Here is an 11,477-nt window from a genome sequence, read left to right on the forward strand (position 1 = left end):
TTCAGCGCGCCGTTTTCGCTTCAACCGGCGACACGGACAGCGATCATACCCTCGTCGGCAGTCTCGCCCGCCGTTGCGTCGGCGGCCAAGGCCGCCGCCATGAGCGCCTCGCCTTCGTCGGTCTGTCCGATCTCCTTAAGCATCCGGCCGAGACCGTATTTCGCCTTCTGATTGGACGGATCGAGATCCGCCGCCGTGCGATAGGCCGTGACGGCTTCGGTCTTGCGATTGAGGAACCGAAGCAAAGACCCGCGCCGCATGTGGAGCTCGACATCGTCGCTCTTCTGCTGGATCGCCTTGTCGCACATGTCCAAGGCGACGTCCCGACTGATCCGCAGAAGTCGGTCCGACACGCAGGCTTGTGCAACGTCGTCGAGATCGATGGTGGTCAGCGCCGTAAAGCGCGCCCTGTCTTCGCCAGCGCCGCGCGTGTCGCCGAGCCTGTCGCGGACAGCCGCCCGATCGATCAACAGAGCCGGGAAGTCGGTCTCGACCGACAGGGCGTTGGTGAGCACAGTCTCCGCCTTGGCCGGATCCGACGCCTTCAAGCCCGAGGCTAGAGACTGCGTCATGGCGATGAATATCCCCACCTGCGCTTCGGCATGTCCGAGCGATTGCGCCAAGACCTTCGCCTGGTCATAGGCCGCTTGCGTCCGCCCCATGCGCATGAGCTGCACCACCAGCGCCATCTGGGCTGTTTGGTCTTGCGGCTGAAGCGCGGCGACCCGTTCCAGGTCGGCGAGCGCACGGGCCGACTGACCCATGCGCTCATAGGCGGCAGCCCGACGATAAAGAGCGTGAATGTCCTCCGGCCAGGATCGCAGCGCCCCCGTGAACGCCAGCACAGCCTCCAGATCGTCGTTCTCGATTTCCGCCAACCGGCCCTTGGCGTGAAGAAGGATCACCTCATTGGGATTGACGGCCTCCGCTGCGGCGATATCGGCGCGCGCCTTTTCAAGCGTGTTCAGGGCCAGATAGGCCAGGGCGCGGTTGGCGAGCGCATTGGCGTTGGGCGCCGGAAAGCCAGCGATCGCAGCGTCAAACTGGGCGATAGCCGCCAGATGATCGCCCTGATCGTTGAGCGCGTAACCGCGACGAAGCGCGGCCTCCGGATCGCCTTCGGGCGGGGTCTCCAGGGTTTGACGGTCCGTGGCCGTCATCACATAGCCCGGCCTCACCCGCATGGTGGCCTTCAGGTCCTTGAACCGGTCCATGTTCGACTGTTCGGCCCTGACCTCCGTCGCCGTCGCATAGGGTCGAAGGGTGATGGACCCCCGATCGGTCACCAGCCGGTTTCCGTTCCGCTGAACGGTGCGGAAATAGCGGGTGGCGCCCGCCTCGACCTCGTAGGGCTCTACCGAGAACTCGATGTCGTCCCGGCCTTCGGGGAGGATGACGACGGTGCGGAAGGAGCTGAAGCCGGGGAAGTCTTTCGCGTAATCCGCGTCCTTGAATCGCTCATCGGCGTTCAGGTCGAAACCCTGCCATGTGACGTGAGCCAAGGGGATGTTGATCGGCCCGCCGCTCCAGTCGAAGACCATGCGCGCCGTCGCGCTGGCGACGAACTCATGTGTATCCTCGCGGTATTCCCATTGGCTTCTTACGTCGGAGACCTCGCCGCTGCTCTTCAGCAGCGTCTTCCATCGCTCATCGTAGAGCCGCGTCAGTTCGGTCGTCGGCGCCTGCGCCGCGACGGCCTGCATTTCGGTGGCGCTGTCACCCCGATCGATATCGGTGATCGTGACCCGTGCGGGGCTGTAAACGCCCTCCGACAGGTCGATCTCGACCGTCATGGCGCCCATGGGACGCGAGGGAAGGCTGAGCGGAACGCGCTCCAGACGCGCGCGCTCGGTGATGGGCAGGATGTATTCGTGAACCAACGGCGCATCCGGCGTCAGGCTTCGATCCCCGATCCGGGACCCGTCCATCAGATAGGTCTGCTGACCGATCCGCGCCTTGACGATCACATGATCGAACACGCTGACCATTGGCAGATATTGGTCGAGCGGCAGATTGTTTGAGGAGACCAGCACTGGAACCGCGTCGATGTCGAGCGCTCGCAGCAGCGCCACCAAAAGAACGGTCTTGCCCTTGCAGTCGCCCTGACGGCTGGTCCAGACGTCCTGAGCCGAGGTCGGCAGCCAGCCCCCTTCGCCAAGCGTCAAGGCCATGTAGCGCACCTCGTCCTGAACCAGCCTCAGGGCCGCCAGGGCGCGTGCTTCGGGAGTGGGGTTCTCGGACTTGATACGTTCCAGGCTTGCGGCGAGATCTGGCGCGTCCGGCAGGCGCTCTGCCTGATCGAAGGCCGGGCGCACATGGTCGGCGATGGCGCCCCATTGCGGTATGCTGCTGACCTGCCAGCCGTAGTCCGGAAGCGATCGAGGTGCGATGTTGATCGGGTACGCGTCTCCGTTCGTATCCGTCATGCGATAGGTCAGGACCTTGAAATCGTCCTTCTGGAGGATCGGCGGAAGCTCGGCATGGCGACCGACGCGGGTTTGCACCGCCATGGAGGACGGCCAGCTCAGAGTCGTTACGCCAAGGTCGACCGGCAATGCAGAGCGCGAATAGCCGATCGCTTCCAGGGGATTGCCGAAGACGTCAAACTGGGTGCGCAGCGAATAGGCGAAGTCGATCGTGTCGCCCACGCGGATGTCCGGGTTGATCAGGAGGCCGGTCAGAATTCCTGTGATCTGCTGCGACTTCTCCAGACCCGCCTCCCGGCGAAGGATGGTGAAGTCGGTCTTCTCCAGAATGTCGGTGGTTTCGCCCGCGCGGACAATGCGGGCGTGATGGACAGTGGGCGTTTGGAAGGCCGGATTCCACTCCAGGCTCAGCCGCGACGCCTGTTGCAGCCCCAGGGGCGACAGCACCTTGAGTCGCATGTGGACATAGGTTTCCGTATGGTCCCCAAAGGCCCTCGCATGGCTTTCGACGACTTCGTACCGAAGGGGCTGCGTTTGACTGTCGGGCCTGTTGGAGCGGTGCGGCGCGACCTCGGGAAGCCAATCCGGCGCGGGGCCGCGCTGAATCGTTTCGCCGGCGATCGCCGATGTGCCGACCAGCAAGGCCCAGACGACCAGCACCAACCCTCTTTTCAAGGCTATCCCTCCCCGACGGAATCCGCTGTTATCTGCGTAGCAGATCGCCGACGCGAAAGCATAGAGACGCGGTCAAGGCTTCAGGATTTGCAGGCGGCGGGCGGGTTTCCGTCGCGGGCCCACAGTTTGCAGGATCGGTCGATCTCGCCCTTTATCAGATCGCACGGATTGGCGGCGTTGCAGGGCGGATGGGTGGCGGGGCTGACCTGGACGCAGCGTTCGACCAGGCGGGCGGCGGCGCTGGCGCCGATGGCGTCACGGCAGGCGACCTCGCTGACCGGCACGCGAACCGGCGCCATGTCCGGGCCTTCCGGAAGGGTGGCCTGCGGCTCCTCGGCCGGCGTTTCGGCAGGCTTGGCCTTTTCGGGCGCGGGCGTCGCGGAAGGAGGCGCCGGGGCCGGCGTCTCCTCAGGCGGCAGGGGCACGGCGTCGATCACGTCGGACGGCGCGGCGCCTGGGCCAGAGGCGCCCGGATCGGCCGGGCCGGACCTTTGACAGCCCGCCGCCAACAGGACGCAAGCGGCCAAAGGAAGCCACACGGCCGGGATCGAGGAGATGCGACGCACGGGCTGGCCTCCGGTCAGGATCGAGGCGGCGACCATGCCCGCCCCGAGGCGCAGACGAAACCCCCTATCGCTTCACCGCCGCCAGGGCCGCCTTCTGCAGGGCGAACAACTCGCCGCAACCGACCTCGGCCAGGGCGAACAGCCGGTCGAACTCGGCCCGGGTGAAGCCCCGCTTCTCGCCCGTCGCCTGGATCTCGACGATCTGGCCCGCGCCGGTCAGGACGAAGTTGGAATCCGCCTCGGCCTGCGAATCCTCCTCGTAATCCAGGTCCAGCACCGGAACGCCGTCGCAGACGCCGCACGAGACCGCCGCCACCTGGTCCAGGATGGGGTCGGCCTTCAGCACCCCTTCGTCGCGCAGATAGGTCAGGGCCGAGGCCATGGCGACCCAGGCGCCCGTGATGGCGGCGGTGCGGGTGCCGCCGTCGGCCTGGATCACGTCGCAGTCCAGCACCACCTGACGTTCGCCCAGCGCCTTCAGGTCCACCACGGCGCGCAGGGACCGGCCGATCAGCCGCTGGATCTCCTGGGTGCGGCCCGTCTGTTTGCCGACGGCGGCCTCGCGCCGGCCGCGGGTATGGGTCGCACGCGGCAGCATGCCGTATTCGGCCGTGACCCAGCCCTGGCCCTTGCCGCGCATCCAGCCGGGAATGCTCTCCTCGACCGAGGCCGTCACCAGGACCTTGGTGTTCCCGAAGCCGATCAGGCACGAGCCCTCGGCGTAGCGGTTGACCCCCGTCTCGATGGTCACGAGGCGCATCTGGTCGTCGGTGCGTTGCGAATGGCGCATGAGCATGATCCCTTGGCGGCCGGACCCGAAGTGTAGAGGGCCTTGGAAGCGGCAGCGCCGCTGCTTATCCTGAAAGCGTGAGCCTGTATGCCCCCAAACCGCCGCCGTTCGACGGCCTGTCGCCCCTGACCGGGTTGGCGGGGTTGGACGCGCGCGCCCGCGACATCTTCCGCCGCATCGTCGAAAGCTATCTGGAGACCGGCGAGCCGGTCGGGTCGCGCACCCTGTCGCTGGGCGGGGTGGCCCTGTCGCCCGCCTCCATCCGCAACACCATGCAGGATTTGACCCTGGCCGGCCTTCTGGTCGCGCCCCATACCTCGGCCGGGCGCATTCCGACCCATGCGGGCCTTCGCCTGTTCGTCGACGGCCTGCTGGAGATCGGCGATCTGACCCAGGAGGAGCGACGCGAGATCGATGGGCGCCTAGCGGGGCGCGGTCGCAATTTCGAGGCGGCGCTGGACGAGGCGTCCAACCTGCTGTCCGGCCTGGCCGGCGGCGCGGGCGTCGTCTCCAGCCCCGTACGCGACGCCGGTGTCAAACATGTGGAGTTCGTGGCCCTGGGCGGGGATCAGGCCCTGGCCGTCCTGGTCGCCGACGACGGCACGGTCGAGAATCGGATCATGAGCCTGTCGGCGGGCGTCACCCCTTCGACCCTGCAGGAGGCGTCCAACTTCCTGAACGTCCGGCTGCGGGGCCGCCCCCTGGCCGAGGCGCGGCGCGAAATGGCCCAGGAGCTGGAGGTCGCCCGGCGCGAACTGGATCAGACCGCCGCCCGCCTGGTCGAGGATGGATTGGCCGCCTGGTCCGGCGGCGTCGAACGCGAACGCGCCTTGATCGTGCGGGGCCGCGCCAATCTGCTGCAGGACGGCGAGGGCCTGGCCGACCTGGAGCGGGTGCGCGTCCTGTTCGACGATCTGGAGCAGAAGGAGCAGTTGATCGGCCTCCTCGACGGGGTCGATTCCGCCCAGGGCGTGCGTATCTTCATCGGCGCCGAAACACGGTTGTTTTCACTTTCGGGTTCCGCCGTGATCGCGGCGCCCTATATGAGCGGCCGACAGCGGGTTCTGGGCGCCATCGGCGTGATAGGACCCGCAAGACTGAACTACGCCCGTGTCATTCCGTTGGTGGACTATACCGCCCGGGTGCTGGGCCGAATGCTGGACGGGAAAGAAACGTGAGCGACAGACCCCTGAACGACACTTCCGAAACCCCGGCCGCCGATGCGGCCGAGACCGACGCCGAACACGGGCTGAACGCCCATCCGGCCGACGGTCTGGCGCCGCTGGACGCCGTAATCGCCGAGCGCGACGAGTGGAAGGACCGCGCCCTGCGCGTCGCCGCCGAGATGGAGAATCTCAAGCGCCGCGCCGAAACGCAGCAGAACGACGCGCGCGCCTTCGCCATCCAGCGGTTCGCCAAGGACCTGTTGGGTGTGGCCGACAATCTCGAACGCGCCCTGATGGCCGCGCCTAAGGACGCCGAGGGCGCCACCGCCGGCCTGGTGACGGGTCTGGAAATGACGCAAAAGGCCCTGCTCCAGGCGTTCGACACCAATGGTCTGAAGCTGGTGAAGCCCGAAGCGGGCGAGGCCTTCAACCCCCACCTGCATCAGGCCATGATGGAGCAACCCTCCGACACCGTGCCGGGCGGGGCGGTGATCCAGACCATGCAGTCCGGCTTCGAACTGTTCGGTCGCACCATTCGCCCCGCCATGGTGGTGGTCGCCGCCAAGGGATCGGGCGCCAAGGCCGCCAACCCCTACGACGCCCATCCTGCCTCCGACGGCCAGACCTTCGACGGCAAGGCCTGAATCAGGCCTTCAGAGTCCGGTCAAAGATCGCCAGCATTCGCCGCCATCCGTCTTGGGCGTCGGGCTCGACGTAGCTGGCGCGATAGTCGGCGTGGAAGCCGTGCGGGGCGTCGGGATAGACGACGATCTCGCTGTGGGTCTGGCCCGCGCGGGTCAGGGCCTGGCGCATCCGCTCGACGCTGGCCACGGGGATGCCCTGGTCCTGGCCGCCGTAGAGGCCCAGAACCGGCGCCTTCAGGTCGTCGGCCAGATCGACCGGCCAGGGCTGGCCCGAGGCGATCTGCACCGGCGTGGCGTCGGGCGCGGGCGCCAGGCGGCCGTACCAGGCCACGCCCGCGCCCAAGACTGCGAAGCGGGCGGCCGCCTGCCACACCACCTTGCCGCCCCAACAGAAGCCGGTGATCCCGACCTTGTCGTCCCTCGCCCACAGTTGCTGGCTGGTCCAGTCCAGGGTCGCGGCGATGTCGCCCATCACCTGTTCGTAGTCGGCGGCGCCGACGATCTGCATGATCCGGCCCATGTCCGACAGGGGCGCGGGGTCCTCCACCCGCACGAAGAAGGCGGGCGCCACGGCGGCGTAGCCGGCCTTGGCCAGGCGGCGGCAGACGTCCTTGATATAATCATGGACGCCGAAGATTTCGGACACCACGATCACGACCGGGAAGGGGCCGTCGCCGGCGGGGCGGGCCACATAGGCCGGCAGGTCGAAACCGTCGGGCGCGGGATAGCGGACCTCGGCCGTGACCAGGCCCGCCGAATCCGTGGTGATCGGCTTGGCCTCCTTCGCCAGGGCCGCGACGGCGTAGCCCGAGAACAGCAGGCCGCCCAAGGCGCCGACCGCCCTGCGGCTGAGCTTCAGATCGTCGGCGGTCTGGCCTTCGGGACGGATCAGAATGGTCATGGGCGGACGCTCCAACACGGGAAAGCGGTCAGAGCATCACGGCCATGTTCCAACGTCCAGTAACGTTAAGGCGCGTCGCAAGCGGAAAGAGCGGCGCTCAAGCAGCGGGCGACCGCGTCGGGAGCGTTAGCGCCTCTCTTTCCAGAATTAATGCCGGAAGACCCGCACGCCGGTGAAGGCCATGGCGATCCCCTTCTCGTCGGCGGCGGCGATGACCTCGTCGTCCCGAATGGAGCCGCCGGGCTGGATCACCGCCGTGGCCCCGGCCGCGACCGCTTCCAGCAGGCCGTCGGCGAAGGGGAAGAAGGCTTCGGACGCGCAGGCCGAACCTTCCGCCAGCGAATGGGCCAGACCCTTGGCGTCCCCCGCCTCCTTGGCGCGGATGGCGGCGATGCGGGCGCTGTCGCGTCGGTTCATCTGGCCGGCGCCGATGCCGGCCGTCTGGCCGTCCTTGGCGTAAACGATGGCGTTGGACTTGACGTGTTTGGCCACGGTGAAGGCGAACAGCATGTCCTGAATCTCGGTCGGCGTCGGCTGGCGACGGGTCACGATCTTCAGGTCCGACGGCTTGATCAACGACCGATCACGGGATTGGACCAGAAAGCCCCCGGCGACCGAGCGGAACACCTCGCCCGGACCGTGCGGGTCAGGCAGGCCGTCGGTGATCAACAGGCGCAGGTTCTTCTTGGCGGCGAAGACGGCCTTGGCCTCATCGTCGGCGCCGGGCGCGATGACGACCTCGGTGAAGATGCCGGTGATGGCGCGGGCGTCGTCGCCGTTCAGCGGGCGGTTGACCGCGATCACCCCGCCGAAGGCCGAGACGGCGTCGCATTCCAAGGCGCGGGCGTAGGCTTCGGACAGGTCCTTGCCCACGGCCACGCCGCAAGGATTGGCGTGTTTGACGATGACGCAGGCCGGAGCCTCGAACTCGGCGACCAGTTCATAGGCGGCGTCGGCGTCGGCGATGTTGTTGTAGCCCAGCTCCTTGCCCTGGACCTGGGTGGCGTAGGCGACGCCCGGGCGGCGTTCGCCGGTGCGGTAGAAGGCGCCCGTCTGATGCGGGTTCTCGCCATAGCGCAGGGTCTGGGCCAGGGTTCCGGCGATAGACTTGCGGGCCGGGGCGGCGTCCTCCAGCTGGGCGGCGAACCAGGTCGAGACGGCGGCGTCATAGGCGGCGGTGCGGGCGAAGGCGCGGGCGGCCAGACGCTTTCTCAGCGCCAGGTCCGTGGCGCCGTCGGCCTTCAACGCCTCGACGATCAGGCCGATGCTCTCGCCGTCCACGGCGACGGCGACATGGCCGTGGTTCTTGGACCCCGAGCGGATCATGGCCGGGCCGCCGATGTCGATGTTCTCGATGGCCGCCTCGAACCCGCCGCCCTGCTCCACCGTCTTCTCGAACGGATAGAGGTCGATCCAGACGATATCGATGGGGCCGATGCCGTGTTGATCCATGGCCTCGGCATGGGTCGGGGCGTTGCGCACGCCCAGCAGGCCGCCGTGCACCACCGGATGCAGGGTCTTGACCCGGCCGTCCATCATCTCGGGAAAGCCGGTCAGGTCCGCCACGTCCTTGACCGGCAGGCCCAGCGTTTCGATGGCCGCCTTGGTGCCGCCGGTCGAGACCAGTTCGACGCCCAGATCGTGCAGGGCGCGCGCCGCCTCTTCCAGCCCTGCCTTGTCGGAAAGGGAGATCAGGGCGCGCTGCGGCTTCACCTGATCGGGGGCGGGCGGAAAGTCGGGAGCGGCGGGCATGGGGGGGGGGGGCCCGCAGGGCCTGTCTCTTTCAGCCGCCTCGCCGCTGGCGCCGGCCGGGCTGAGCTTCCAGCGGACCTTGGTCTCGGCGTCGGTGCGGGCCGAGCCGCGCACCACGATCTGAAGACTGCGCCGCGTCAGGCCGGCGTCGATATGGACGCTGGGCTCCACCGCCAGATCGGGGCCGTCGGTGCGGAACCACCAGCCCCGCCCCGAGCCGCCGCGCAGCAGGATGGATCGCTTGTCACGCGCCAGGGACGCCTGCACGCCCGGCTCCAGCTGGAAACGGATGGCGTAGGGAGAAGCGATCGGACGCACGACCTCCCGACGGCCGGGCGTGGGGAACAGCCGTTCCTCGGCCCGCAGTTCGTCCAGTCGCTGATCCAGATAGAGGCGGCGCTGATGGGTCAGGCCGAAGGCTTCGGTCCAGCCGTCGTGCTCCATCTCCAGCCAGACGGCCCCGTCGCCGGCGCGCTGATCGTGGGTCACATGGATGGGCGGTCCGACCAGACGCGGACCCAGAAGCTCGCCCTTCCAGCCGCCCAGCGGCTCGTTCAATGATCGTTCGCCCAGGGTCAGGGTCGAATGGGCGGGCGTAAGCCGCAGAGCCTGGCGGTCGGTCGCCGCCGGCGTCCAGCCCGATCCGGTGAACAGCCGGTCCTTGCCGCACAGCACCTCCAGCGCCAGCGGCTGGGCGCAGGCGGTCGCCCCCCAGGCGCCATGGGCCGGGCCGGCGATATCGGCCACCACCGTCAGCAAGGCCCCGGCGACGCGGGACAGACCGGCTACGACGCCCGTCGGCGCGGCGTCTTCGACGGCCTCGTCATGGGCGCGGGCGGCGGCGACGCGGGCGGCGCTGGACGGCCCTCCGCCCTGGAAACTGGCCAGACGGCCGTCCGGCAGGGTCAGCAGGCGAAGACCCCGCGTCAGCCGGGCGATGGCCTCCGACACCGGATCGGGTGTCGGTTCCGAAAGCTGCGACAGGGCGTCGTCCAGGGTCAGCAGATCCAGCAGCCGCTCCAGCCCCGCTTGCGGACTGCGCGAGGCGTGGCCGCCGTCGGGCAGGACGGTGGTCTTCAGGGCGGCCGGCAGGGCGGCCAGGGCGCGCCGACGCAGGCCCTGACCCGGAGATCCGGCCAGGACGCAGCCGCCGATGGCCGCGGCGGTCAGCCGCTCGGCCTTGGTGGCCAGGCCGCCGGGCGGGCGCAGCAGTTGCCGGGTCTGGCGCGCCAGACTGTCGGCCAGCTTCAGCCGCTCGGCCTCGGTCGCCACCGCGCCCATGCGCCGCGCCGCGCAGGCCAGGTTGATCACCCGGCGGGGCAGGATGTCCGGTCCCCAGGCGAAGGGCGACCAGCGCGCGAAGGCGTCCACCCAGCCCAGGGTCAGGCGCAGGGCCTCGCGCGCGCCGCGATCCCCCTGGGCCATCAGGGCCGGCAGCCAGTTGAAGGCGTGCAGTTCGACCGCGAAGGGCCGCGTCGGGCTGGGGCGGTTCCACGGATCGGCCGGGGGTTCCACCTCCATCGATGCGCCGGCCAGAATGAACCGACCGACCAGAAACCCCTTGCCCGGCGCCGGATCGTGGGGCCGGAAATCGCGCGGCGTCGAGGCGAAGGCCGTGACCTTGCCTCCGCCCAGGGTCAATCCGTAGCCCGGCAGGCCGTAAAGCTCGATCCACAGCTGCCGCGTCGCCAGCCGGCCCAGGATGGCGGGCCACAGGCCGGGGCCGACCGCCGCTTCGCCTGAACGCACGGGCGTGCGGACCGGGGCGCCGGGCAGGCCCGGAATCTGACCCGGCGCGATATCGGGCGCGGCGTCCGACCCGCGCGGCGCAAAGGGACCGATCGGGCTCACGCGGCGCCCGGACCGGCCTTCAGGGCCGCGATATTGGCGGCGTAGTCGCCCTTGAACACGAAGGAGCCGGCGACCAGGGCGTCCGCCCCCGCCGCGACGCAGGCCGCCGAATTGGCCGAGGTCACGCCGCCGTCCACCTGCAGATGGGCCGCCGATCCGGCACGATCCAGGATGGCTCGGGCGGCGGTGATCTTGCGCAGGGAGGCGTCGATGAACTTCTGCCCGCCGAAGCCGGGATTGACCGACATGATCAGCACCAGATCGACCAGATCGACCACCTCTTCCAGCACCGACAGAGGCGTGCCGGGATTGAACACCAGACCCGCCTTGGCGCCCAATTGTCGGATACGGCCCAGGGTGCGATGCACGTGCGGCCCGCTTTCGGGATGGACGCTCAGGATGTCGGCGCCGGCGTCGCGGAAGGCCTCCAGCCACGGATCGACCGGCGCGACCATCAGATGAACGTCGAACGGCAGGGCCGTGTGCGGCCGGATCGCCTTCACGACATCCGGGCCGATGGTGATGTTCGGCACGAAATGGCCGTCCATCACATCGACATGGATCCAGTCGGCGCCCGCCGCGTCCAGCGCACGCACCTCTTCGCCCAGCCGCGCGAAGTCGCTGGCGAGGATGGACGGGCAGATCAGGGGAGAGACGGCCATGGCCTTGGGGATAGGACGGCTTGCGGGCGGGAGCAAGGCGCGCC

Annotated in this window: 8 protein-coding genes and 1 pseudogene; 2 read left to right on the forward strand and 7 right to left on the reverse strand. The window is 68.8% G+C overall.

Going from position 1 to position 11,477, the window contains the following annotated elements:
• Positions 1-20 precede the first annotated feature (20 nt).
• The 3 genes from ACWPV3_RS03030 to rph form a co-directional block, all read right to left on the reverse strand.
• The gene (locus ACWPV3_RS03030; protein ID WP_453976791.1) at positions 21-3,101 is read right to left on the reverse strand and encodes a DUF3857 domain-containing protein; all 3,081 of its coding nucleotides are present in this window, start codon (positions 3,099-3,101) and stop codon (positions 21-23) included.
• Positions 3,102-3,181: 80 nt separating this feature from the next.
• Entirely contained in the window at positions 3,182-3,703 is a 522-nt protein-coding gene (locus tag ACWPV3_RS03035) for a hypothetical protein (protein WP_453976792.1), read from the reverse strand.
• 28 nt (positions 3,704-3,731) lie between these two features.
• Positions 3,732-4,457, reverse strand: coding sequence for a ribonuclease PH (rph, locus tag ACWPV3_RS03040; protein ID WP_453976793.1), 726 nt, complete (start codon positions 4,455-4,457; stop codon positions 3,732-3,734).
• 116 nt (positions 4,458-4,573) lie between these two features.
• Between rph and hrcA the strand changes: the two genes are divergently transcribed.
• Positions 4,574-5,635 carry a heat-inducible transcriptional repressor HrcA gene (gene hrcA / locus ACWPV3_RS03045; protein ID WP_292088500.1) on the forward strand — a complete coding sequence of 354 codons (1,062 nt, stop codon included), beginning with the start codon at positions 4,574-4,576 and terminating at the stop codon, positions 5,633-5,635.
• Positions 5,632-6,267, forward strand: coding sequence for a nucleotide exchange factor GrpE (gene grpE, locus ACWPV3_RS03050; protein ID WP_292088470.1), 636 nt, complete (start codon positions 5,632-5,634; stop codon positions 6,265-6,267). The genes hrcA and grpE overlap by 4 nt, the downstream gene beginning before the upstream one ends.
• 1 nt (position 6,268) lies before the next feature.
• Here grpE and ACWPV3_RS03055 read toward each other — a convergent pair whose 3' ends face one another.
• The 4 genes and pseudogenes from ACWPV3_RS03055 to rpe form a co-directional block, all read right to left on the reverse strand.
• Positions 6,269-7,168: a dienelactone hydrolase family protein gene (locus ACWPV3_RS03055; RefSeq protein ID WP_453976794.1), complete on the reverse strand. Its 900-nt coding sequence runs from the start codon at positions 7,166-7,168 to the stop codon at positions 6,269-6,271.
• A gap of 147 nt (positions 7,169-7,315) precedes the next feature.
• Positions 7,316-8,920, reverse strand: a complete 1,605-nt coding sequence (gene purH, locus ACWPV3_RS03060) for a bifunctional phosphoribosylaminoimidazolecarboxamide formyltransferase/IMP cyclohydrolase (protein ID WP_453978494.1) — start codon at positions 8,918-8,920, stop codon at positions 7,316-7,318.
• 81 nt (positions 8,921-9,001) lie between these two features.
• Positions 9,002-10,441: pseudogene (locus ACWPV3_RS03065) on the reverse strand (heparinase II/III family protein); the annotation flags it as partial.
• A gap of 326 nt (positions 10,442-10,767) precedes the next feature.
• Positions 10,768-11,433: a ribulose-phosphate 3-epimerase gene (gene rpe, locus ACWPV3_RS03070; protein WP_453976796.1), complete on the reverse strand. Its 666-nt coding sequence runs from the start codon at positions 11,431-11,433 to the stop codon at positions 10,768-10,770.
• Between the last annotated feature and the right edge of the window lie 44 nt (positions 11,434-11,477).

This window comes from Brevundimonas sp. Marseille-Q4549 (assembly GCF_976940555.1).

Coding starts and splice junctions, on each gene's coding strand:
- rpe (WP_453976796.1), bottom strand. CDS start 11,433: ATGGCCGTCTCTCCCCTGATCTGCCCGTCCATCCTCGCCAGCGACTTC.
- purH (WP_453978494.1), bottom strand. CDS start 8,920: ATGCCCGCCGCTCCCGACTTTCCGCCCGCCCCCGATCAGGTGAAGCCG.
- ACWPV3_RS03055 (WP_453976794.1), bottom strand. CDS start 7,168: ATGACCATTCTGATCCGTCCCGAAGGCCAGACCGCCGACGATCTGAAG.
- rph (WP_453976793.1), bottom strand. CDS start 4,457: ATGCGCCATTCGCAACGCACCGACGACCAGATGCGCCTCGTGACCATC.
- ACWPV3_RS03035 (WP_453976792.1), bottom strand. CDS start 3,703: ATGGTCGCCGCCTCGATCCTGACCGGAGGCCAGCCCGTGCGTCGCATC.